A 23,490-nucleotide genomic window follows, 5' to 3' on the forward strand; every position below is an offset into this window, starting at 1 on the left:
GTCGCGCTTTCTGCTCCAGGTTACACCGGGTTCAGACGCGGACTTCTCCTGGCCGCGCCGCCTGCAACGAGGCACCCCGGTTTCTGCCTGGAAGGTGTGCTGTCAGCCCAGCCGACGTTTGAGATAATCGTCCAGCTGCGCGAGTTGCAGAGTGACGTCGCGTTGCAGGGCGTCGATCCGGGCGTTGACTTCGCTCAGGTCCTGCTGTCCCCGTCCGTCTCCCAGGGCGTCCATGCGGCTGTCGAGGTGAGTCTGCAGCTGCGCAAAGCGGCTGCCCTCCTGCGAATCCAGACTGTTGCGCAGCGCTTCCATGTCGCGCAGCAGCTTGGCGCTGTCGGCCTGGGCACGCAGGCTGGCCAGACCTGCCCAGAAGTAGAACAGCAGGGCCAGAGCCACGGCCAGGATCAGCAGAATCAGGCCCATCGGAACACCGCTGTAGGTCACGAACCCCAGGCTCAGGGTGTGGGGAAACATCAGCGCGTTGGTGTTCAAAACCGCAAACAGCCCCAGGAGCACGACAATGACGATCAGGACGGCGGTCCGCATATCTGGAGCGTAACACCAGCCCGGCGTGAGCCGGACTGGAAGGTAGTTGTGGGAACATTTACAAACGTAACCGTGCAGCTGTTGCGCGCTCAGCCAGCGTATTCTGGGGGTGTTATGTCACTCGTGGTTCTGGTTACCGTGCCCCCTGAACGCGCCCATGAACTCGCGCGGATCCTCGTTTCCGAACGGTTGGCTGGCTGCGTGAATATTGTGGGCGGGGTGCAGAGCATCTACCGCTGGCAGGGCGATGTTGCCGAGGACCCGGAGAGCCTGCTGATCATCAAAACGACTGGCGATGTCTACCCGGACCTGGAGCGGCGCATCAAAGAGCTGCATTCCTACGAGGTTCCGGAGATCGTGGCGCTGCCCTTTGACCGCGCCAGCAGTGAATTTCAGGCCTGGCTTCGCGAAAGTCTGGCACCCGAGAGGGCCTGAGGCGCACGGGCTGAGCGTCATGCTCTGCCTGGTCCGATGTTTGAGACGGAGGATCAGTGGTGGGTCGGCGGGACTGCAAGGGGACCTGAACGTCCAGGCGACCCGTCTCTTTTTGTTTCTGGCGCACAGCAGTGGGATGAGTGACGAAACCATGCACAGTGGGTTGTCACCGCACCTATAGCAGTGCACATTTTTTCATGCGTGTCATAAGCAGAGGCGGTCTCTTGGCCGTCTGATTCGGTCAGGACTGCCCCCGGAGGGTATAGGACACGGTCCAGAACGCAGGCTGGACAGGCTTTACCGGCAGACCGGCAGTAAATGACTCCAGGACGCTCCCGGCATGTCGTCACAGAGCATGGCTGGCATGTCAGCAGACTGGGCGACATGTCGCTTGGTGGCCTGCATTGATTTTTACGAGCGGAGGCGTCCAGCCAATACAGGGGGCGCAGGAACTGCTCCTGAAAGCAGAGCGGATTTCAGGCGCTCAAGTTTGGCTGTCGTCTTTACATCGCGTGAGGCTCGGATTCAAGCAGATGTGAGCTGCAGAGAACTCCAAGAGCTTTGCACGCTGGATTGTTCTTATATTCCAGGCAGGCACCCAGCGCCCTTGACACCGCGCTGGTCGCTTTCCCAACCGCTTTTCATACTTTCTTCACAGCCCAGGAAATCTGATTTAGTGTGAAGTTTTTCAATGTTGTGCAGGCAATGACCCGGCAGCATGTCTAAGCAGCACAAATTTCGTAGGCACACCCGGCGTTGGAGGCGACTCAGACGTCAAATTACGGGTGTCCTGCATGGAGACTTATGGCAAAACCTGCCCGTCATGCCCTATTGCTTCCTGGCCTCCTTTTGACCGCTACACTCGCCGCCTGCGGACAGGATTCCTCGCCTACCAATGCCGATCTATCGGCCCAGGTGGCTTCCACCAGTCACCCGGCCGTGGCAGGAGAGATTCTGGTGCAGTTCACCCGTGGGGCTGGCAGCCAGGGTGTCCGTGACGTTGAGCGCCAGGGGCTGCGTGTGGCCGAGCAGGTTGCTGTGACGGACGGGGCGCCCCTCTACCGGATGCAGGTCACCAACGGGCAGGCTGTAGACGCCTTGGTGCGCGCCCTGAGCCGCAACCCCAACGTGCGCTTTGCGGAGCCGAACTGGATCTACACGCACGCAGCAACAAGCAATGACCCGTTCTACACCGACGGCACGCTGTGGGGGATGCACGGCGACGCGACCACGCCGGCCAACCAGTTCGGAAGCCAGGCAGGCGAGGCCTGGGCGAATAACCACATCGGCAGCAAGGACGTGTACATCGGTGTGATTGACGAGGGCATCCAGTTCACCCACCCGGACCTGGCAAACAACATCTGGGTGAACCCCTTTGATCCGGCAGATGGCGTGGACAACGACGGCAACGGGTACGTGGACGACACCCGCGGCTGGGACTTTGCCAACGGAAACAACACCATCTTTGACGGCAACAAGCGTGAAGGTACCGACGAGCACGGCACACACGTCGCCGGCACCATCGGGGGCATTGGCGGCAACGGTCAGGGTGTGGCGGGCGTCAACTGGAACGTCACCATGATCAGCGGCAAGTTCCTCGGGGCCCGCGGCGGCTCGCTGGCCGACGCTATTAAGGCCGTGGACTACTTCACCGACCTCAAGAAGCGCCACGGCCTGAACATCGTGGCGACCAGCAACTCCTGGGGCGGGGGCGGCTTCTCGCAGGGCCTGCTCGACGCGATCAACCGCGGTGGGGACGCCGGCATCCTGTTTATCGCCGCAGCCGGCAACGGCGGCAGTGACGGCGTAGGCGACAACAACGACACCACGGCCACCTACCCCAGCAACTATGAGTGCACCAACGCGGGCACACGTGGCTGGGACTGCGTGATCGCCGTAGCCGCCATCGACAAGACTGGTGCGCTGGCCAGATTCTCCAACTACGGAGCCAAAACAGTGGATGTCGGAGCGCCTGGCGTGGCCGTGATGTCGACCCTGCCGACCAACACCTACGGATCATACAACGGCACCAGCATGGCCACCCCACATGTCTCTGGCGGCGCAGCCCTGTATGCCAGCACCAACGCCGGCGCCACTGCTCGGCAAATCAGAGACGCCATCACGAGCAGCGCCCTGTTCACCACCAGCCTGAACGGCAAGACCGTTACAAACGGCCGCCTGAACGTCAGCGGCTTCTGAGCCTGCCTGTCTGCGGATTTCCGGCTGCCTGATTCAGCTCGCCCCTTGCCTCCAGGAGAAACGACACATGCACATGATGAAAGTTGCTGTTGGCCTCACCCTTGCTCTGACCCTCGCGGCCTGCGGAAATACCACCCCGGGTAGCACAGCCAACGACACCGACACTGAAACGGTGATCGAGAATGCCGCAGCGTCCTCTTCGGGTTCCCTGAGAGAGCAGGCGGTGCCCAATGTCGCTGGCGCTGCCCGGAACATTATTCCCGGTCAGTACATCGTGGTGCTGAAAGAGGGCGCCGAACCCCGTGGGCTGGCGCGCGCCGCTGGCGTGACGCCCAGGTTCGTGTACAGCATCGTCAATGGATTCGCGGGCAGCCTGAGCGAAGGGCAGCTCAATGCCCTCAAAAACCACCCAGACGTCGCCTACATCGAGCCTGACCAGGTGTACACCGCCACCGTGGAGCAGTCCATGGACACCAACGGCGACCCCTGGGGCCTGGACCGGATCAACCAGCGTGATCTGCCCCTGGACCGCAAATACAGCTACACCTACACCGGCAGCGGCGTGCGCGCCTACATCATCGACACTGGCCTCGACGCTGCGCACGCCGACTTCGAGACCCGCGCGCAGAACGTGTACGACGCGTTTGGCGGCAACGGCAACGACTGTAACGGCCACGGCACGCACGTGGGCGGCACGGTCGGCGGCAAGGTCTACGGGGTGGCCAAGCAGGCCCTGCTGCGCGGCGTGAAGGTGCTGGACTGCAACGGGTCCGGCAGCACCTCGGGCATTATCGCTGCCGTGGACTGGGTGCGGACCAACCACATCAAACCCGCCGTGGCCAACATGAGCCTGGGCGGCGGCTACTCCAGCACCCTGAATAACGCTGTGGTCAACCTGTCCAATGCCGGGGTCTTCGTGGCGGTCGCGGCCGGCAACGAAAACCAGGATGCCTGCAACGTATCGCCCGCCAGCGCCGGATACAACACGGCCGTCACCACGACCGCCGCTTCGGACAAGACCGATACGCGGGCCTCATTTTCCAACTACGGTCAGTGCACTGACCTGTACGCACCGGGCGTGGCCATCAAGGCCCCCTGGATCGGCAGCGGCACCACCGAGACCAATACCATCAGCGGCACCAGCATGGCCTCCCCCCACGTGGCCGGCGTAAGTGCACTGGTCAAGCACCGCTACGGTGACATCTCATCGGCTTCGGTATGGAGCTACATCTCGGGCGCCGCCAGCACGGGCAAGATCAAGAGCAACCCCACCGGCACGCCCAACGTGCTGCTGTACAAGTACATCACTGCCTGGTAAATCAGGCACGTAAACACAGTCAGGAATGAAGCCGGCGCCGGATGCAACGGGGCCGGCCTCCTCTATGGATTCCGTCGGCAACACCACACCCATAAGCGGGAGCTGCGTATATACGTATTGGGCAGGCTGGAGACGCTGGTCAGAAGCATGCCGGACAAGAGCAGGAACAGCCCCCACACCTGCATGACCCACGCTGCCCAGTGAAGTTGCATATTCCTGTGTTCCATGTTGCCAATTGCCCCGGCCCGGCGGTGCTGATCTGTGTGGGTTGACTGAAGCGGTATGAAGGAGTTCGCAGCACATTGTGAGCAGAAATGTGAGAAGTGGAGATGAGCGTTGTGAGCTGCCATGGGTTGGTGTGCCGCACCACAACGCGCTACGAATCGGGGTGATTGGAGGCATCTGCAGCGTCTGGTCTATAAGGGCCTGAAGCGGCAGACGACCTGCTTGCTGCATGTCGTCTGCCACAGCTGTTAGGCAAGCTCGATAGGGTTTTGCTTTTGGGGGCAATAGCTGTTCGGGCTGCGAACGCACGGTGGGACTGATTGGAAAATCAGGCTAATTTTTTAATCCTTCCTTAAGAATTTCGGATGTTCACAGAGCGTACACATGAGTTTCTTACAGTCATGCCACCGGATTCCCGGCTGTGCGCTTGCTGTACGCGCCCTGGAAAGGAGAGCGATGATGGAAATTCTTACACGTAGACTGAATCGGTCACCCCACACTCTCGCCCTGCTCGCGGCGCTCGTACTGGCAAGCTGTAACTCCGTCACACCCGGCAGCCCCGACGCCACCCTGCAGCCTCAAACCATCAGCAGCGCCAACCCCAGCGCCTTCAAGTACCTGCATGATCTTGTGGGCGTCCCCGCCAGAACCTCCACTGCTGATCTGGAGAAGCTGTACTCCGGCATCGTCATCACCCGCGACGTGACCGCCGGCACCGCGACCATCGCCAACAACGCGCTGAACAAGGGCCGCTACGACAGCGCTCCCGCCGTCGAGGTCAACGAGCGCAAATTCAGTGTCGATGTCGGCGCTCAGGGCTACAACGCCTGGAGCAGCGGGTATAACGCCTGGAGCAGTGGGTACAACGCCTGGTCCAGCGGCTACAACGCCTGGAGCAGCGGCACCACCAGCACCGCCACCACGTTCATCGAAAACATCCCCACCTGGGACTTTGCTGGCATCGGCGGTGCCCAGGCCCTCGTTCCCGAACTGGGCAAGGGCATCAAGGTGGCGGTCATCGACACCGGCATCGACATGAACCACCCCGCCTTCACCGGCAAAATCGATACCACCTACGCCAAGGACTACCTCGACGGCGACAAGGTCCCGCAGGACGTCAACCTCAACACCGACGGCACCTTCTCCGCCGCCTACGGGCACGGCACGGCGGTGGCGGGCATCATCACCCAGATCGCTCCGAACGCGACCATTCTGCCTATCCGCGTGCTGGACGCAACCGGCGGCGGCGACACGGCTACCATCGCGTCTGCAATTGATTACGCGGTTGCTTCGGGCGCCAAGGTCATCAACCTCAGCCTGGGCAGCACCAGCGACTCCGCCGCTGTGAACCAGTCCATCAAAAACGCGGTGAGCAAACTGGTGACCGTCTTTATCGCCTCCGGGAACTCGGGCACCACCAACGTGCTGTATCCCGCTGCACGCTCCCTGGACTCCGCAGCACTCGGCAACGGCAGCATCGGGATCGGCAGCGTCAACCTGCTGACCCACAAATCCAGCTTCAGCACCTACGGCGCCAACCTGGAATTCACCGCCCCTGGTGAAAACATCGTTACCGCTTTCCCCGGCAACGGGATCGTCGCGGCCACCGGCACCTCCTTCGCCACCCCGATCGTGTCCGCCACCGCAGCGCTGGTGCTCTCCGCTGGCGTCCCCATCAGAACCACGGACGACACGAAGGTATTCATGAACAACATGGCGGCCACCGCCACACCGTCCACGGACCCCACCTACGGCACGCAACTGGGCCGGGGTACGCTGAACGCATTCAAGTTTGCAGACATCTACCGCTAAGGAGGAGTGACCATGTTACGCATCACGAAACAGACATTCCTGCTGGCCGGTTTAACAGCCCTGCTGGCCGCGTGTGGGACGACCACGACCACCGCCGACACCACCCTCTCCGCTCAAGCCGCCATGCCTGCGTCCACGGCCAGCATCAGGATGACCACCGCTGAGGCCGCCGGTTCCTTCGGTGCCTGGGCCACCGGTTCGTTCGGTGCGTGGGCCAGTGGATCGTTCGGTGCCTGGGCCAGTGGATCGTTTGGCGTGTGGGCCACCACCTTCGCGGATGGCACGCCCAACCCGCTGCATAACAACGTCGAGGAATGGAACCAGATCCATCTCGCCGGCGCACAGACCCTGGCTCCCAACCTCGGTGCAGGCGTCATCGTCGCCGTGATCGACACCGGCATCGACCTCAAGCACCCGGCCTTCGAAGGAACCCTTACTCCCGCGAGAACCTGGCGCGATTACGCCATGAGTGGGCGACCGGACCGCGACCCCAGCGAGGAAGGCACGCCCGCTGACCACGGGTACGGACACGGCACGGCTGTGGCGGGCATCATCCTGCAGGTGGCGCCCAACGCCAAAATCCTCCCGATCCGTGCCCTCAGGGCTACCGGAGAAGGAAGCTCGACCGACATCGCCGAAGCCATTACGTATGCGGTCGATCAAGGCGCGAAAATCATCAACGTCAGCGCCGTGGCCGACCGGGACAGTGACATCAGTAAAGCCATCGATTACGCCTCGGTCAAGGGTGCGTACGTGGTCATGGCCGCCGGTAACCGCGGGGATCACGTCGTGCAGTACCCCGCGAGCAAGGCGGGCCTGACCAACTCCATGGGGATCATGGGCATCTCGGTGGGCAGCATCGAACGCACGTTCAAGAAGTCCGCGTACTCCAACTACGGGCACCAGCTTGAAATTCTGGCCCCCGGAACGGAAATTGTAACGGCCTACCCTGAAGGGCAGATCCGGGCGGTCACCGGGACGTCCTTCGCCGTACCTGTGGTGTCGGGCGTGCTGGCGCTGGCACTTGGGGAACGGTACAGCGCCGACAACGCGGGTCAGCTTGCCGAGAAGCTGAAATTCGGGGGGCGCAACGTCGACGAGTACAACACGGACCTGATGGGGACGATGGGTGGACAAATCCTCGGCTCTGGTCTGCTCAACGCCGAAGCGTTCCTGAACAACGTTAGGTAAGCCTCTTCCAGGGGGGTTCAGGGGTGCGGACGACTTCGTCCGCACCTCTCCTTCTTCTAACAACAGAACCCACAATGAGTTCAGTTCCTACATTTTGTTCAGCCTGCCTCGCTTTCTGTTGTTAATGACTGAGCGGCCTGGCCTTGCTTGCCTGGGCGAACCTCTGGCCCCCGCCCCATCTGTTTTCTCCTGCGCAACTCCAATAATCCTGCATTCCTCTCGTGCGAAGTACCCTGGAGTCAGGCACCTGCAGGAGATGCAACCTCGCCACCTGAAAGCGCTGATGGTGAAACGGAGCCGGAAGCCCCCGGTACGCACTGGGCAGCCAAGGGCAGCACAGCCACAGGTGTATGCGCACACGGCGGCGCTTCAGGCGGCTGTGCAGGTAGGGAAGAAGCAGCGAGAAAAAGAAAACCCCCGCACCAGGCGGGGGATTTTTTGGCGGGCCCTGCAGGACTTGAACCTACGACCTACGGTTTTGGAGACCGCCGCTCTACCAACTGAGCTAAGGACCCTGGGACTGTGCCGGAACACAAGCCCATATAAATTAGCAGAGGGCCACGAAACGTGCAAGAAGGCGATGACAGGCCTGAGCCTTACAGCACGCCACCACCGACGGACAGCCGCAGCAGGGCAATGGCAATCACCACGGCGTTCAGCATCATGGCCCCACGGTCGCGGGCCAGGACACCAAAAATCAGGCCCAGCACCGCCGGGGGCAGCACCACCAGCCAGTTGAGCCAGCCAAAGAGTGGAAGCAGGCCCAACAGCAGCCCCAGCGCAGCCAGCACACCCAGGATCAGGGATAGGGTTCTCATACCTCTCTCTACGCTTGTGCGGGCGTGGCGGTTCCCTGGCCAGCCCAGCGGGACTAGGCCGGACGGCTTACTGTCTCCTGAACGGCAGCAGGGGTAGGCTGCGGCGCGTGACCCGCAAGCCCCAGACCGCTCGCCTTCCTGCCGGCGCCAGAACGCGCGCTCCACAGGTGCTCTCGGCCCTGGAAGTCCTGTACCCGGACGCCCGCACCGAGCTGGAGTTCCGGACTCCTTTTGAACTCCTGGTCGCAACGGTGCTCAGTGCGCAGGCCACCGATGTCAGTGTCAATGCCGCCACACCCGCCCTGTTCGCCGCCTACCCGGATGCTCACGCCATGAGCCGAGCCGAGCCGGAGGATATCGAACCCCTGATCCGGCGCATCGGGCTGTACCGGGCCAAGGCCCGCAATCTCGCGGCGCTGGCCCGGCTGCTGGTCGAGCGCCATGACGGCGAGGTGCCCAACGACTTCGATGCGGTGGTGGCGCTGCCCGGCGCAGGGCGCAAGACGGCCAACGTCGTGCTGAGCAATGCCTACGGCTACCCGGCCATCGCGGTGGATACCCACGTCGGCCGCCTCGCGCGCCGGATTGGTCTGAGCACCCAGACCAATCCGGATAAGGTCGAGGTGGACCTGCAACGCCTGTTCCCGCGCGAGCGCTGGGTATTCCTGCACCACGGCCTGATTCTGCACGGGCGGCGCGTCTGTATTGCCCGGCGTCCCCTGTGCGAGAACTGCCTCATGGCGTCCTTCTGTCCCAAAGTAGGCGTGACCCTTTGAACTGGACGTTCTCCAGTCAGGTCTGGCTGTACCTGGCCTCGGTCTTCAGCTTTGGGCTGGCGCAGGCGTTTGCGGCGCTGTTCCTTAATTTCTACCTGCGTGCCCTGGGACTGGGCGCCGAGTGGCAGGGTCTGCTCAATGCCCTGCCGGCGCTGACCCTGGCGGCCCTGAGCCTTCCGGCGGTGGCGCTGGCGCGGCGTATCAGCAATGCCCATACCCTGAAAATCGGTGCGGGCCTGAGTCTGGTGGGTACGCTGCTACTGGCCAGTGCCCAGGGTCCGGCGATGGCCATTCTGGGGGCGCTGGTGCAGGGGGGTGGCGCGGCACTGACGGTGGTGGCCGGTTCCCCGTTCATGGCCAACAACAGCGATGAGCGCAACCGGGTCACCCTATTCAGCGTTCAGAACGCCCTGATGACCGGGGCTGGCTTTCTGGGCAACCTGCTGGGCGGCCGTGTGCCTGAAACCTACGCCGCGCTGACCACCACCGAACCGGACGGTGTGGGCGCGCTGCGCGCGGCGCTGCTGGTCGCCTCGGCATTCCAGCTGCTGGGGCTGCTGCCGGTACTGCGCCTGCGCCCCAGCGGAAAGCCTGCCCGTGAAGGCCGCAGTTTCGCGGTCCGGGATAAGCGCACCATGGCCCGGCTGGTGCTGCCCAATGTCCTGGTGGGCCTGGGCGCAGGGGCCACAATTCCCTTTCTCAATGTTTTTATTGAAGGCAAATTCAACGTGAGCTACGCCAGCCTGGGCATGCTGTTCGCCTGGACCAGTCTGGCGACGGCCGCCACGGCCCTGCTGCAACCGCTGCTGGTCGGCCGGCTGGGCCAGTTGCAGGCGGTGTTGCTTGTGCAGGCCTGCAGCCTGCCGTTTCTGGCGGTTCTGGGCTTTGCACCGCACCTGTGGATGGTGGCCGCAGCGCTGTTTACGCGCGGCGCCCTGATGAACGCTGCTGGGCCGGTCTACAGCGCTTACGCCATGTCTGCGCTGCCTGAAGAGGACCGGCCGATGTACTCGGCCGTCAACGTGATCGCCTGGGATGTGGGCTGGGCAGTGAGCAGCCTGCTCGGCGGCGTGGTGCGGGCCGGTCTGCCGTTTCACACAGCCTTCAACCTGCTGTTCAGCTGGACCCTGCTCCTGTATGCCTCGAGTGTGCTGGCAATCTATCTCGGCCTGTACCGGCCAGCGCAGCGCGTCGTGCAGCCGGCGAGGTCCTGAGCAGTGCTAAGGGACGCTCAATGCTCAAGTGGAATCCCCTCCAGGACGCCATGCATCTCCGGCGCGGGAAGTGGAGTGAGAGACACACAGGGCCCCCGCACGGCTGGAGGGCAGTAGACTGCCCCTGATGAGCGACACCGGATCTTTACAGCGCCTGCACCGCGTTCAGCAACTTGACCTGAACCTCGACACACTGCGCGCCGAGGAAGGCAACATTCCGGATGCCCTGCGCGACGCCCGCGCTCAGCAGTCTCAGCTGAACAATGACCTCGAGGACACCGAAATCACCCTGGAGGACGTAGAAAAGCGCCTGCGTCAGCAGGAGCAGGACCTGGCCACCACCCGTGAACAGATCGTGCGCGCCACGGAAGAGCAGGAGAAAAATGCTTTCGATGCGCGCGCCCAAAGCCAGTACGGCAGCCGCATCCAGATGCTGGGTGAGCGGGCCGATGAGATGGAAGAGGACCTTGTGCCGTTGCGCGAGCGCCGCCGCGAGCTCACGGAGCGTGCCTCTCAGCTGCGTGAGCAGCACCGCGCCCTGCGCCCCACGCTGAACGACCTCGAAAGCCAGGACGACACCCGTATCCAGGGCCTGCGCGATCAGGGCGAGGCTGACCGTCAGGAGCGTGCCAAGCTGGTGGCTGACCTGGACGCGCGCACCGTGCGTGAATACGACATGATCCGCAAGGCGAAAAAGGGCCTGGGGGTCGTGGAGATCCGGGCGGGACGCTGCACCGGCTGTAACGTCGTGTTGCCTGTCAACGTGCAGCAGCGCGCGGCACTGGGCAAGCTGCCGCCGGTCAAGTGCCCCTCGTGTGGTCGCTTCCTGATCCGCCTCGACCTCACCTGAGCAGCCGGGTAACGCCGGTCAAGCCATGAAAGTTGCTGTTGCCGACGTGGGCACCAACTCCAGCCACCTGCTGCTGGCCGAGGCCAGCGGCGGTGACTACCGGGTGCTCGACAGCCTGAAAGACCGCACGCGCCTGGGAGAGTGCCTGGACGCGCGCGGCTACCTGACCCCCGAGGGAGAGGACCGGCTGGCCAGTGCGCTGCTGCGTTTCCGCGAACTGAGCAGCGCGGCTGGCATCCCGGAAGTCCGGGTGTACGCCACGAGCGCCCTGCGCGAAGCACCCAACGGACCGGAAGTCGCCGCGCGCATGCGTGAGCGCACGGGCATCTATCCCGCCATTATCAGTGGCGAGCGTGAAGGCCAGCTGACCTACCTGGGAGCGGCCGACAGCGTGGAGTTTGGCGCTGACAACGTGCTGCTTGACCTGGGGGGCGGCAGCCTGGAACTAGCCCGGGGCGGGCCTCAGGAGGCGGCCGACGTGCTGAGCCTGCCCCTGGGAGCCATTCGCATGACCCGGGCTTTTCTGACCGAGGAGCCGCCGGGCCGCAAGGCGCTCAAGGCTGTGCAGGAGCATGTGCGGAGCCTGCTGCTTCCCTTCGCGGCACGCTTCCAGGCCGGGCCGGGCACGCGCATGATCCTCTCGAGCGGCACGGCCGAAGCCGCTGCATTGGCCATCAGTGCCGGTCGTGGCCACAGCGGGGGTCACATCAACGGAGTGACCTTCTCGGTGGTGGAACTCGAGGCGCTGCTCGAACAGGCCCGCAGCAGCCGCCCAGCCGCACGGGCGCGGATTCCGGGTTTCGAGCGGCGGGTTGACACCATTGTGGCCGGGCTGGCGGTCCTGCACGCGGCGCTGGACGTGCTGGGCGCCCGCGAAGTCACAGTCAGCGAAGGCGCGCTGCGCGAGGGCATGCTGATCGAGGAACTTGCTCAGCTGCAGTCGTACTCGGGCACCCTGAGCGTGCGCCAGCGCAGTGTGCTGGCCACCGCCGAGCGCTTCGGGGCCAATCTGGCGCACGCCGGTCAGGTGGCCACCCTGTCGCGTGGACTGCTTGAGGCGCTGACGCACCTGGGTGAGCGCTTTCCTGAAGAGGCCCGCGCCCTGCTGACCGCAGCGGCCGCCCTGCATGAGGCCGGTCTGATCGTCTCGCAGAGCAGTCACCACAAGCACAGTGCCTACCTGATCCGTCACGCGGACCTGCGCGGATTCAGTCCGCGCGACCGGGAGCTGATCGCCCAGATCGCGCGTTATCACCGCCGCAGCCCACCTAAGCCCTCGCACACCGAGTACATGTCCCTGCCTTCTGCCGACCGCACGCTGGTCTGCCGGCTGGCGGCCGTGCTGCGGGTCGCTGACGGTCTGGACCGCGCCCACGCCGGCGGCACCCGGCTGGGGGAGCTGAGCCGCGACGGGAAGGGATGGACCCTGCGTCTGAGCGGCGCGACTCCGCTGGACCTGCTAGGTGCGCGCGAGAAGGCAGACCTGTGGGCGCAGGTCTACGGCCCGCTGACCTTCAGCCCGGCATAACACCGGCCCGCCGCAGCTGCTGCAGGGTGGGGGCCAGCGGCAGGGCTTCGATGGTGCGCCCGGCATGGCCCCGTACCGTACGGGCCATGAACAGGGAATTCAGGACGGCTTCCTCGGTGGCTTCGGCCACTGCCTGAAACAGGGGAGAGGTCAGATCGTTGGCGAGGTCCGGAACCGGCGGTGCCTGGGGGCTGCGGTGCAGCGGTGTGCGCCTGACCTGCGGGTGGGTGCTGAACGCCAGAGCGTAGTCCCCTGAGCCGTTGGCCAGGAAGCCCCCGGTGCGGGCAATTCCCAGAAAAGTTCGCCGGGCCAGCCGGGTCAGGTTGCGGTCGCTCAGAGGCGCGTCGGTGGCGACCACGATCATGACCGAGCCGTCAGGGGCAGGCGAAGGCGCAGCAGCAAGGTTCAGCGGAACACCGCACACCGTCAGCTGACCGCCGTAGTTGCTCTGGACCAGCACTCCCACGGTCCAGTGTCCGGCGCGGCGTGAACTGGTGCCGATGCCGCCTTTCCAGCCAAAGGCCACGGTACCGGTACCGGCTCCGACGGCTCCTTCCGCGACCGGTCCACTGGCGGCATTTTCCAGCGCCGCAAGCACGTGTGCGGGTGTGACTGCCCGGCTGCGGATGTCGTTGAGCAGGCTGTCATTGGTCTCGCCGACAACGGCGTTCACGCTGCGTACCGTTTCATTGCCCGGCTGGCGCAGGGTCCAGTCGATCAGACCCTCAAGGCCACGGGAGACGCACAGCGTGTTTGTCAGGACGATGGGGGTTTCCAGCTCACCCAGCTCCTGCACCTGGGTAACCCCGGCCAGCTTGCCGAAGCCGTTCCCGACCGCTACCCCCGCCGGGACCCTGTCCTGATACAGGTTGCCGCCATGGGGCCGCACGGCCGTGACGCCAGTCCGGACGCCCCCGCCTTCTCTCAGGGTGGCGTGGCCGACCAGCACTCCGGGCACGTCGGTGATGGCGTTGAAGGGGCCGCAGGGCAGCTGACCGGGCAGCACTCCGAAATCGCGCAACCGGCCGCGTGCGGGTTCTTCCTGGATCATGCCTGACAGCATGGCGTACTGACGCCATATGCATCCATCAGCCTGGAGTACCCCAGGTACGGCTGCTGATACGAGCGGACAATCGCTCGGTGCCCCTATCCCGCTGCCGCACATCCCTGGTCTATCCTCTGCGCATGACCGGGCACCCCGCTTCCCCTGCTGCGCCGCACCCGGCGCCCACGCTTCCACGCAACATCCTGAGCATCCAGTCGTGGGTCAGCTACGGGCATGTCGGCAACGCTGCAGCCATGTTTCCGCTGCAGCGTCTGGGCTTCGAGGTCTGGGCCGTCAACACGGTGCAGTTTTCCAACCACACCGGCTACGGCGCCTGGACCGGGAGTGTCTTTCCCCCGGAACTGGTGGCCGAACTGCTCGACGGCGTCGAAGCGCGCGGAGCCCTGCCGGACTGCCACGCCGTGCTCAGCGGCTACATGGGCTCGGAGGGCACGGTGGGGGCCGTGGTGGACGCCGTACGCCGGGTAAGGGAAGCCAACCCGCAGGCCCTGTACTGCTGTGATCCCGTGATGGGTGACGTGGGACGCGGGGTCTTTGTGCGCCCGGAACTGCCGGAGCTGATCGCGGCGCACGCCATTCCGGCGGCTGACATCGTGACCCCCAACCAGTACGAACTGGAACTGCTGACCGGACACCAGGTCGACACGCTGGAGCACGCCCTGCACGCAGCTCACACGCTGCGCGGGCGCCTGCGCCCGGAAGGCCCGCGCCTTGTGCTGGTGACCAGCCTGGTACGACGGGACGCCCCGGAAGGCAGTATCGAAACGCTGGCTGTGACCGGAGAGGGTGCCTGGCTGTGCCGTACCCCCCTGCTTCCACTTGACCCCCCACGCAACGGCACGGGCGACGCCATTGCTGCGCTGTTTTTCGGTCACTATCTGCAAAGTGGCAGCCCCGCGCAGGCCCTGAGTTTGTCGATGAGTGCCCTGTACGGTCTGCTGGATCTGACGCACCGCAGCGGCACCCGTGAGATTCAGCTGGTGGCGGCCCAGAACGAGTTTGCACAGCCCACGCAGGTGTTTGGCGCCCAGCAGGTAGAGTAGAAGCGGTCTTTCGATGAGTGATACTCCTGCCCCCCCGGACGACGGCGCGCTGGACCGTGAGGTTCTGGCGTTTCTGCAAGACGCTTTCGAACATGTGCGCAATGGCGACGCCGCGCAGCTGCGGCAGATGCTGGAGCGCGGCCTGCCACCCAATATCCGCAACAGTCAGGGGGATTCACTGCTGATGCTGGCCAGCTACCACGGCCACCATGCTGCTGCCCGCACCCTGCTGGAAGCCGGCGCGGACCGGGAACTTCGCAATGACCGGGGTCAGAGCCCCCTGGAGGCCGCTGCCTTCAAAGGAGACCAGGCGATGGCCGAACTGCTGCTCGAGTTCGGGGCGGACCCCAATGCCCGCAGCGCAGCAGGAAAAACCCCGCTGATGATGGCAGCCATGTTTGGCCGTACCGGCATCGTGGAGGTGCTGCTTGAGCGCGGCGCGGACCCGGCCGCACGTGACGAAGGCGGAATGTCCGCACTGGACGCGGCCCGTTTGATGGGCGCGGCCAGCACCGCCGCGCAGCTCGAAGCACTCTGAAGGCTGGACTGCGCCGGGCTGCGGTGTGAATTCAGGACCGGTGGGGCGGCAGCGCGACTTTGGTAAACCAGAAGTTCCCGAACGAGCGGATGACCTCCACAAATTCGCTGACACTGACCGGCTTGGGAATGTAGGCGTTGGCGTGCAGATTGTAGCTGCGCCAGATGTCGGTTTCTGCCCGTGAGGTGGTCAGCACGATCACAGGAATACTGCGCAGAGCCTCGTCTTCCTTGAGGATATCCAGCACCTCCAGGCCGCCCATGCGTGGCATGTTCAGATCCATCAGGATGACGTCCGGACGGGGAGCCCCGGCGTAGGCACCTTCGTGGCGCAGGAAGGCCAGGGCCTCGACCCCGTCTTTGGCGACATGCAGCCGGTGTTCGAAATCCGCCTCTTCAAAGGCCTCCTCTGTCAGCAGGATGTCGGCGGGGTTGTCCTCGACCAGCAGAATGTCAATGGGTTTCATGAATCAGTTGTCTCCTGAAGAGGGTTGGGGCCCGGTACTGTACCGTGATCGGGAATGCTGAAATGAAAGGTGGAGCCCTGGCCGGGCCTGGACCCCAGCCACAGCTCGCCACCATGCTGCTCGACGGCGCTGCGGGTAACAGCCAGTCCAATGCCGCTCCCGCTGTATTCGCCTAGGCCGTGCAGCCGCTGGAAAACACCGAAGATCCGGTCAAAATACTGCTCTTCGATGCCGATCCCATTGTCCTGGATATGAAAGACCCAGCGCCGGCGGTCCTCCTCGCGAGTGGCGCTGACGGCAATCTGCAGCGGGCGTTCGGGTGAGCGGAATTTCAGCGCGTTGCCGATCAGGTTGTGAAAGACGTGCCGCAGCAGGTCGGCGTTGCCATGAACCTGCGGAAATCCAGGCGCAACATGCACCTGAGCGGCGCTCCTTTGCACCTCCTCGTCCAGACTCGTAAGCACCTCGCGAACCAGCAGGTGGGTGTCGACTGAGGTGAAGGTCCGCTGCCCCTGACGCACCCGCGAAAAGGCCAGCAGGTCCTGGATCAGGGTTTTCATGCGGCTGGTGGCGTCGATGGTAAAGGTGATGTACTGGTCGGCACGCGCGTCAAGCTGTCCCTGGTAGCGCCGAGCGAGCAGTTCGGTGTAGCTGCCGATGGTCCGCAGGGGTTCCTGCAGATCGTGGCTGGCTACGTACGCGAACTGCTCGAGCTCGCGGTTGCTGTGTGCCAGCTGCTCATTGCTGGCTTTCAGGGCCTGGGCACTGTGCGCCAGCGCCTGCTCACGTTCGCGTACCGCGCGGGCCATTTCCTGGAACTGATGGCCCAGTTCGTCAATTTCCTGTACACCGGAACGCGGCAGGTGCCGGTCGTACTGGCCGGCAGAGATCTCCTGCGCGCCGGCAGTCAGCTGCGAGAGATGACGCGCCACCGTGCGGGCCATGCGCAGCGCGGTCAGCAGCAGCAGCAGCAGGGTCAGCAGCAGCCCCGCGACCGTGATCTGGCGCACCGTTCGCAGGGTCTGGGCACTGGACTGCACGGCGGCAGTCAGACGGGCGTCCTCGCGTTCGCGCATGATGGTCAACGTGGCACGCACATTGTCGAGCTGCCGGCGGCCGGTACTGATCAGCCGAACTGCCTGCTCCAGAGAGGTGCGGCGGGCACGGATCTGTGGATCGCCTGCCGTGAGGCGCCAGCGTGCAAGCTGGTCGGCGGCCTGGTTCAGGCTGCTGATCTGCGCGGGTGTGACGGACCGGCGACGCAACTGGTGTGCGTGCTCGTCAAAAGCGATCAGGCCATCAAGGTACGGTTTGAGAAAATCAGCCTGTCCGGTGATGACGTATCCACGTTGCCCGGTCTCCAGCTCCGAGATGTCACGCAACAGGGAGTTGATCAGCAACAGGCGGCCTTGTGACTCGGTTACCTGCCGGGCGGCCTGTGCATTGCGCTCCACCCCGGCGATCACCGATATACCCACGACGCTCAGCAGCACAAAGGGCACCACGAAGGGCCGCAGCAGCAGTGAGCTCAGGGTGGTTCGGGGCCGGAATGCCTGAAACCGTGAGCTTGACGTGGCCGATGCGGAGGGCGCCGGCATAGAGGATGCCTGCGGCGCAGGTGAAACAGAGTCAGGCATCGTGGGCCGATTGTAGACCAGGACCCTGAGTGCGGCGATGATTACATGCCGCGCTGGCCAGTTCCGAAAACGGACAATGGCCCCAGCACCCTGGCCGGAAAATTGAACCCGGTTCAGGACGGCGCGCTACACTCCGGTCATGACGTTGCAAAGCGTAAACCTTACCCGGCGGGGTGAGACGGCCACTTTGACCCTGGTGACCAAAAAAGGCACCCTGGGGCCGACCTTCTGGCGTGAAATGCCGGCGGTGCTGGAGGAACTGGCCCGCTCCCGGGTGGTGATCCTGCGCGGTCAGGACCTGTTCAGCGCCGGTCTGGACCTGCATGAGAGCGGCGCACAGATCCTGCCGGTGCTGGGTGATCCGGAGGCATTCAAAGCTGTGGTTGACGAGATGCATGCGACCATCGAAGGGCTGGCGGCGCTGCCGGTGCCAGTGATCGCGGCTGTTCACGGCTGGTGCATTGGCGCCGGCCTGGAGCTGATTGCCGCCGCCGATCTTCGGCTGTGCAGCCAGGACGCCCGGTTCAGCCTGCCGGAAGTCAAGCTTGGAATTACGGCTGATCTGGGCGGCCTGCAGCGGCTGCCTCACCTGATCGGCCGCGGGCGCGCGGCCCATCTGGCCCTCACGGCTGACCCTATTGACGCGGCCACTGCGGAACGCTGGGGTCTGGTGACCGAGGTTCACGCCAGTCCCGAAGCCCTCTTTGCCCGTGCCGACGCGCTGGCTGATCAGCTCGCCGCGCTGCCGCCCAGAGCCCTGGAAGGCACCAAGCGCACCCTGAACGATGACCGGCCGCACAGACAGAGCCTGGACAGTGCGGTGGCCTGGAATGCGCAGCACATGACGGCCGAAGCCCTGCTGGGCGCATTACGTAAATAATCCCCATGTTCCCAAGGAGCCCCATGACCCTATCCGCTGGTACCCCTGAAAGCACCTTCCGTCCTGACCTGCTTGCTGGAAAACACGCCCTGATCACGGGCGGCGGCAGCGGCATCAACCTGGGCATCGCCCGGAGCTTTGCCGCGCACGGCTGCGCCGTGACCCTGCTTGGGCGCAATCTCGAAAAGGCCCAGGGGGCCGCTGCCGGGATTCAGGCCGAAGGAGGCCGGGCTATGGGCGTCAGCGCCGACGTGCGTGACTTCGCCGCGCTGCAGGCCGCAGCGGAACAGGCCACCTCCGAGTTCGGTCCGCTGGACATCGTGCTGGCGGGGGCGGCAGGAAACTTTCCGGCTCCAGTAGACGGCATTTCACCGAACGGTTTCAAGACCGTGGTCGACATTGACCTGCTGGGAACCTACAACACCATCAAGGCCTGTGCGCCGCATCTGCGCGCTCCGGGCGGCAACATCCTGAGCATCAGCGCCTACGGAGTGCCGGTGCCGCTGCAGGCGCACGTGGTGGCGGCGAAGGCCGGTGTGGACGCCCTGACGCAGACTCTGGCGGTGGAGTGGGGACTGCGGGGCATCCGCGTGAATGCCATTATTCCCGGTCCCATCGACGGCACCGAGGGCATGGCCCGCCTCGCTCCGGACGAGAAGACCCGCCAGAAGTTCATTGCTACCGTGCCCCTGGGCCGCTTTGGGGTGCCGCAGGACATTGCCAACGCGGCGCTGTTCCTGGTCAGTGACGCGGCGAGCTACGTGACCGGCGTCATTCTCCCGGTCGATGGTGGTCAGAACATGCTTGGAGGCGCGCCGCAGTACATGATGTACCAGCAGATGGGCCTGGCGCAGCCGAAATCCGGGAACACGCAGTAAAAGGACAGGCAATAAAAAAGCCGCCTCTCGGGCGGTGATGAAAAGAAGATAGCGTCTTATGCGCTATTCGTCAAGAAGATGCACACCGGGGTCGTGGATTTTTGAGCATGACGGGTGTGCAATGAAGCATGAATGGTCTGGTCGCTGTGCTGCCTGCCGAGCTCCTGGGAAGGCACCCGGATGCCACCAGTCATCTCGTCGCGGTCAAGCCTGATATGCGTCTATGCCAACCCTGTAGCTGTGGTCTGCTGGCTGCATGCTGAAGACCATTGGTATCTTTATTGCCACTTTTTTTGCACTGACTTTCCTGATCGAAGGCATTAAATATCTATGGACAGGTACCTTTGAGATCGATTGGTTCTCTTCTACGGGCTCCATTACTGGTGGCTTTATAGGTCTATATATCGCCAAGGCAACTGGGCTTCTCAACCGGAACCGACGATAATCATCGACTGTTGGGTATGGCCATGCTCCAAGGGTAGGCGAAGTCCTTGACGCCACATGACGCACAACAAGCAGAGGAAGCCGCGACCTGACCCTTCATTTCCTTGAAGCCACTACCCACGCCTGGGGTGGTTGCGTTTCTCTGGCCACGGATACACAAGCGCGCCTGCCCCGAGCACAGGGCAAGCGCGCTTTGGATAGGACGGTCAGGCCTTCAGACCTGCAGCCACGGCTTCTGCGGGGCCAACGGTAGGACGGCCGATCAGGCGGCGCAAGTCACTGCTGTCAGTAGCCAGGAACCCTCGCTCTATGCCTGATATGAACGTCGGCGAGCACCGCTTACAGGGGGCTCTGGATGGGGCTCCTGGCCGTACATCTGGGATCAGGATCCCATGGAGCCTCATCGCCGCCCCCAGCGCGGCTGTCCGGTGATGTCGCGCACCCCCACAGCGTTGGTCCCCATGCTGTTTGTAATCTCCCCGGAGGTCTGGGCATTCCCAGAGCACAGACCAATCAGAGCCAGAACATGCACCTTGACCGCGTAATGACTGTTGACCTGCTGCCGGGAGGTAACAACTCTTACATGTTGGCAGGATTTGGTCAGCGGGCCTTCAGGACCACAGCCTGGTACGGTTGCAGCTGCAGGTCACGCGTGCTGTCAAGCGCGGGGTAGTTGTTGCTCAACACGGCGCCGCCTATGAACTCGTCCGAGATGGCGTAATGAACAGGCTGGTCACTGAAGTTTCCGGCAACCAGCAGCCGCGTGCTGCCGTCATCCCGGACGTAGGCAAAGACGCTGGAATGGTTCTCGTCCAGAAGCGTGAAGGTTCCGTCCCGCACGACGGTTAGGGATTTCCGCAGCGCGATGGTCTCACGGTAGTGATGCCACACCGACGCCGGGTCCGTTTCGGCCTCCTGGGCATTGATATCTGGGAAATTAGGGTTCACACCAATCCATGGGGTTCCGGTTGTGAAACCCGCGTGCGCTGAGTCGTCCCACTGCATGGGCGTGCGTGCATTGTCGCGGCCGCGTGCCCAGACGGCGGCCAGGATGCGCTCATCGTCCCAGCCGTGTTCGTCTCGCAGAACGCGGCTGGCATTGATCGTCTCGATGTCGCGGTAGTGGTCCAGACTCTGGAAACTGACGTTGGTCATGCCCAGTTCCTGCCCCTGATAGATGTACGGCGTCCCCTGCATAAACAGAAGCACCGTGCACAGCATCTTCGCGCTCTCTACACGGAATTCGCGGTCATGACCGAAGCGAGAGACGGCGCGGGGCTGATCGTGGTTGTCCCAGTAGAGGCTGTTCCAGCCGCGTCCATGCAACTCCGTCTGCCAGCGCGAAATGATGCGCTTGAGCTCCGGCAGGGTCCAGGCCTCGTTGCTCCACTTGCCGCGCTCGCCGCGGTCGTCGCCTATAAAGACGTGTTCGAAGTGAAAGACCATGTTCAGCTCATTGCGGTCCTCGCCGCTGTACAGCGCGCCCTCCGCCGGCGTGACCCCCGGTGTCTCACCCACGGTCACGACGTCGTAATGGCTCAGAACCTCGCGGTGCATCTCCTGCAGGAATTCATGGATGCGTGGCCCGTTCAGAAAATGCGGCTGTCCGTCCGTGAGGTCGGTGCCAGGAAGGGGGTGGCCTTCCGGGAAATTCTGTGGCTTGGACAGCATGTTGATGGTATCCATGCGCCAGCCACTGATGCCCTTGTCGAGCCAGAAACGCATCATGTCGTAGACCTCGCGCCGCACCAGCGGGTTTTCCCAGTTGAGGTCCGGCTGCTTGCGGCTGAACAGGTGCAGGTAGTACTCGCCGCTGGGCTCGTCAAGTTCCCAGACACTGCCGCTGAAATACGACTGCCAGCGGTTCGGCGGGTTGCCGCCCTGCGGCGCGCGCCAGACGTACCAGTCCCGTTTCGGTGAGTTCCTGCCCGAGCGCGACTCGACAAACCAGGGATGCTCGTCGCTGGTGTGATTGACCACCAGATCAAGCATGATTTTCAGGCCGCGCGAACGGGCCTCACGAACAAGCTCGTCGAAGTCGTCCATGTTGCCGAACTCCGGCATGATGGCGCGGTAATCGCTGATGTCATAGCCGTTGTCGTCGTTGGGAGACGCGAAGATCGGCGAGATCCACACGATGTCGACTCCCAGCCGCGCGAGGTAGTCGAGCCGCGCCGTGATACCGCGCAGATCACCAACGCCGTCTCCGTTGCTGTCCTGAAAGGACCGGGGATAGATCTGATAGACGACGGCGTCCTTCCACCAGGGAACAGGCGTGGTGTGGGTCATTGTTCACACCTATCACCTGAAGGACGTATCACACCAATAAGGTGAACGACTTCATAACAGTGTCCGGGCACGCAGCGTGGTGCTGCACACCAGTCCAGAGCCTTCGACAGGCTCCGGCGCGTCAGGATCTGGGGTCCTTGACCGGACCGGATACGTCGGAATTTTTGAGTGCAGGTCCGTACACCAGCGTCCTGACCAACCACTCCATGGGTCCGGTTCCGAAGTGACGCAGCCACCACATGCTGACTGGAATCTGCAGCAGTCCCAGCGCCAGGGCCAGCACCACCGCCGACGCGGCTCCGAACTGACCGGTCAGCCCCCCGGCGTATGGATAGAACAGCGTGGTCATGACCAGGCTCTGGGCCAGGTAGTTGCTCATGGCAACCCGGCCGCTGGCGGCAAAGGCCCGCAGCACCCCCAGGCGCCCGGTAACCGTCAGCAGGCCGATCAGCCCCACATACCCCAGGCCGCCCGCCAACCCACCGGTCATCCTTACCGGAATGGCCAGCAGACCGCTGGCCCGGTCTCCCTGGGTGTTCAGGTAGGCCAGCGCTACACCCAGCAGTAACCCCAACGGCACGCCCACAACCGCCAGACGGTGCAGCAGCGGCAGGTGGTCCTGGGGACGCAGCAGCAGCCCGGTTCGCTGCGCCGCAGCTCCCAGGAAAAACAGACACAGCAGCCAGGGACCGTTGTACAGGTTGCCCCCGATCACGTTGGGCCAGAACTCTGTAGCGCGCTCGGCCACCAGCGCCGCATAGGAACTCCCCGCTGAAAGATCCGGCAGTCCGGTAAAGCGTGGGCGCTCAGGCCGCGAAAAAGCCACCAGTGCGTCCATCAGCCAGACCCACTGGCCCCAGGCCCCCACCGCAATTCCCAGGGTCAGCAGCGCCCGTGCGTTCAGCCGCGCCGTGAACAGCAAAAAGCCGGCCATCAGTGCGTAGTTGCTGATGATGTCGCCGTGCCACACCAGCACAAAATGCAGCGCCCCGATCAGCAGCAGCAGGAGGTGGCGACGAACGAATACGCCCGCCCCCTGGCGTGCCAGCAGCCCGGCCGCACCCCAGCCGAACAGCATGGCGAAGATGCTGATAAAGCGGCCATTGGCCAGCACGTCGGTCAGCGCCTGCGCCACACGGTCGAGTCCACGCTGCTGCCACTCCAGGAAGCCCGCAAAGTCCTGCATGTTCACGACCAGAATGCCCACCAGCGCGACTCCACGCAGCACATCCGGCAGCACGGAACGTTCCCGGACCGGACCGTGTTCGGCCGGCTCAGGCGCCACATCGGCCGGAAGGGAGGCGGCAGGGTCAGGCGCGGTCATGGACGCAGGCTAG

The 23,490-nt window shown here is 63.9% G+C and carries 21 protein-coding genes and 1 tRNA gene; 14 read left to right on the forward strand and 8 right to left on the reverse strand.

The features are described from left to right. Positions 1-102: 102 nt before the first annotated feature. Positions 103-546: a hypothetical protein gene (locus tag DEIDE_RS00995; RefSeq protein ID WP_012692104.1), complete on the reverse strand. Its 444-nt coding sequence runs from the start codon at positions 544-546 to the stop codon at positions 103-105. Positions 547-660: 114 nt separating this feature from the next. On the opposite strand from DEIDE_RS00995, the gene cutA reads away from it, so the two are divergent. From cutA to DEIDE_RS01020, 5 genes are all read left to right on the forward strand, one after another. Beyond that, the gene (gene cutA, locus DEIDE_RS01000; RefSeq protein WP_012692105.1) at positions 661-981 is read left to right on the forward strand and encodes a divalent-cation tolerance protein CutA; all 321 of its coding nucleotides are present in this window, start codon (positions 661-663) and stop codon (positions 979-981) included. Between the two features lie 804 nt (positions 982-1,785). After that, complete coding sequence (locus DEIDE_RS01005; RefSeq protein WP_012692106.1) at positions 1,786-3,180, forward strand: S8 family peptidase; 1,395 nt, start codon at positions 1,786-1,788, stop codon at positions 3,178-3,180. Positions 3,181-3,253: 73 nt separating this feature from the next. Beyond that, positions 3,254-4,498 carry a S8 family peptidase gene (locus DEIDE_RS01010; RefSeq protein WP_242402930.1) on the forward strand — a complete coding sequence of 415 codons (1,245 nt, stop codon included), beginning with the start codon at positions 3,254-3,256 and terminating at the stop codon, positions 4,496-4,498. A gap of 681 nt (positions 4,499-5,179) precedes the next feature. Then, positions 5,180-6,535, forward strand: coding sequence for a S8 family serine peptidase (locus DEIDE_RS17860; RefSeq protein ID WP_012692108.1), 1,356 nt, complete (start codon positions 5,180-5,182; stop codon positions 6,533-6,535). Positions 6,536-6,547: 12 nt separating this feature from the next. Then, on the forward strand, positions 6,548-7,726 hold the full coding sequence (locus DEIDE_RS01020) for a S8 family serine peptidase (protein WP_049760424.1): 1,179 nt from the start codon (positions 6,548-6,550) through the stop codon (positions 7,724-7,726). A gap of 439 nt (positions 7,727-8,165) precedes the next feature. On the opposite strand, the gene DEIDE_RS01025 is transcribed toward DEIDE_RS01020, so the two are convergent. Both DEIDE_RS01025 and DEIDE_RS01030 read right to left on the reverse strand, forming a co-directional pair. Beyond that, a tRNA-Trp gene (locus DEIDE_RS01025) sits at positions 8,166-8,241 on the reverse strand. An 81-nt stretch (positions 8,242-8,322) separates the two neighbouring features. Beyond that, entirely contained in the window at positions 8,323-8,544 is a 222-nt protein-coding gene (locus DEIDE_RS01030; RefSeq protein WP_012692110.1) for a hypothetical protein, read from the reverse strand. Positions 8,545-8,651: 107 nt separating this feature from the next. On the opposite strand from DEIDE_RS01030, the gene nth reads away from it, so the two are divergent. From nth to DEIDE_RS01050, 4 genes are all read left to right on the forward strand, one after another. Then, entirely contained in the window at positions 8,652-9,320 is a 669-nt protein-coding gene (gene nth, locus DEIDE_RS01035; protein WP_012692111.1) for an endonuclease III, read from the forward strand. Continuing rightward, the gene (locus tag DEIDE_RS01040) at positions 9,317-10,534 is read left to right on the forward strand and encodes an MFS transporter (RefSeq protein WP_012692112.1); all 1,218 of its coding nucleotides are present in this window, start codon (positions 9,317-9,319) and stop codon (positions 10,532-10,534) included. Before nth ends, DEIDE_RS01040 begins: the two co-directional genes overlap by 4 nt. A gap of 127 nt (positions 10,535-10,661) precedes the next feature. After that, positions 10,662-11,384, forward strand: a complete 723-nt coding sequence (locus DEIDE_RS01045) for a zinc ribbon domain-containing protein (RefSeq protein ID WP_012692113.1) — start codon at positions 10,662-10,664, stop codon at positions 11,382-11,384. Between the two features lie 25 nt (positions 11,385-11,409). Then, a complete protein-coding gene (locus tag DEIDE_RS01050) occupies positions 11,410-12,912 on the forward strand; it encodes a Ppx/GppA phosphatase family protein (protein WP_012692114.1) in 1,503 nt (500 codons plus the stop codon). Here DEIDE_RS01050 and DEIDE_RS01055 read toward each other — a convergent pair. Beyond that, on the reverse strand, positions 12,899-13,963 hold the full coding sequence (locus DEIDE_RS01055) for a DmpA family aminopeptidase (RefSeq protein WP_242402931.1): 1,065 nt from the start codon (positions 13,961-13,963) through the stop codon (positions 12,899-12,901). The genes DEIDE_RS01050 and DEIDE_RS01055 overlap by 14 nt on opposite strands. Positions 13,964-14,097: 134 nt before the next feature. Between DEIDE_RS01055 and pdxY the strand changes: the two genes are divergently transcribed. Continuing rightward, positions 14,098-15,021, forward strand: a complete 924-nt coding sequence (gene pdxY / locus DEIDE_RS01060; RefSeq protein ID WP_012692116.1) for a pyridoxal kinase PdxY — start codon at positions 14,098-14,100, stop codon at positions 15,019-15,021. 13 nt (positions 15,022-15,034) lie between these two features. After that, a complete protein-coding gene (locus DEIDE_RS01065) occupies positions 15,035-15,559 on the forward strand; it encodes an ankyrin repeat domain-containing protein (RefSeq protein WP_012692117.1) in 525 nt (174 codons plus the stop codon). A gap of 31 nt (positions 15,560-15,590) precedes the next feature. On the opposite strand, the gene DEIDE_RS01070 is transcribed toward DEIDE_RS01065, so the two are convergent. Together DEIDE_RS01070 and DEIDE_RS01075 are read right to left on the reverse strand one after the other, a co-directional pair. Beyond that, a complete protein-coding gene (locus tag DEIDE_RS01070) occupies positions 15,591-16,025 on the reverse strand; it encodes a response regulator (RefSeq protein WP_012692118.1) in 435 nt (144 codons plus the stop codon). Then, on the reverse strand, positions 16,022-17,623 hold the full coding sequence (locus DEIDE_RS01075) for a sensor histidine kinase (RefSeq protein WP_012692119.1): 1,602 nt from the start codon (positions 17,621-17,623) through the stop codon (positions 16,022-16,024). Before DEIDE_RS01075 ends, DEIDE_RS01070 begins: the two co-directional genes overlap by 4 nt. A 178-nt stretch (positions 17,624-17,801) precedes the next feature. Between DEIDE_RS01075 and DEIDE_RS01080 the strand changes: the two genes are divergently transcribed. The 3 genes from DEIDE_RS01080 (at position 17,802) to DEIDE_RS18935 (ending at position 19,865) form a co-directional block, all read left to right on the forward strand. Next, entirely contained in the window at positions 17,802-18,542 is a 741-nt protein-coding gene (locus tag DEIDE_RS01080) for an enoyl-CoA hydratase-related protein (protein WP_012692120.1), read from the forward strand. Positions 18,543-18,565: 23 nt separating this feature from the next. Then, positions 18,566-19,420 (forward strand): SDR family oxidoreductase, encoded by an 855-nt coding sequence (locus tag DEIDE_RS01085; RefSeq protein ID WP_012692121.1) that lies wholly within the window; start codon positions 18,566-18,568, stop codon positions 19,418-19,420. 256 nt (positions 19,421-19,676) lie between these two features. Beyond that, the gene (locus DEIDE_RS18935) at positions 19,677-19,865 is read left to right on the forward strand and encodes a hypothetical protein (protein ID WP_162485363.1); all 189 of its coding nucleotides are present in this window, start codon (positions 19,677-19,679) and stop codon (positions 19,863-19,865) included. 599 nt (positions 19,866-20,464) lie between these two features. Here the strand turns inward: DEIDE_RS18935 and DEIDE_RS01090 are convergent. Both DEIDE_RS01090 and DEIDE_RS01095 read right to left on the reverse strand, forming a co-directional pair. Continuing rightward, positions 20,465-22,153, reverse strand: a complete 1,689-nt coding sequence (locus DEIDE_RS01090; protein WP_012692122.1) for a glycoside hydrolase family 13 protein — start codon at positions 22,151-22,153, stop codon at positions 20,465-20,467. A gap of 121 nt (positions 22,154-22,274) precedes the next feature. Beyond that, the gene (locus tag DEIDE_RS01095) at positions 22,275-23,477 is read right to left on the reverse strand and encodes a DUF418 domain-containing protein (protein ID WP_012692123.1); all 1,203 of its coding nucleotides are present in this window, start codon (positions 23,475-23,477) and stop codon (positions 22,275-22,277) included. Positions 23,478-23,490 lie beyond the last annotated feature (13 nt).

The organism is Deinococcus deserti VCD115 (assembly GCF_000020685.1).
GTDB classification, from domain to species: Bacteria; Deinococcota; Deinococci; order Deinococcales; family Deinococcaceae; genus Deinococcus; species Deinococcus deserti.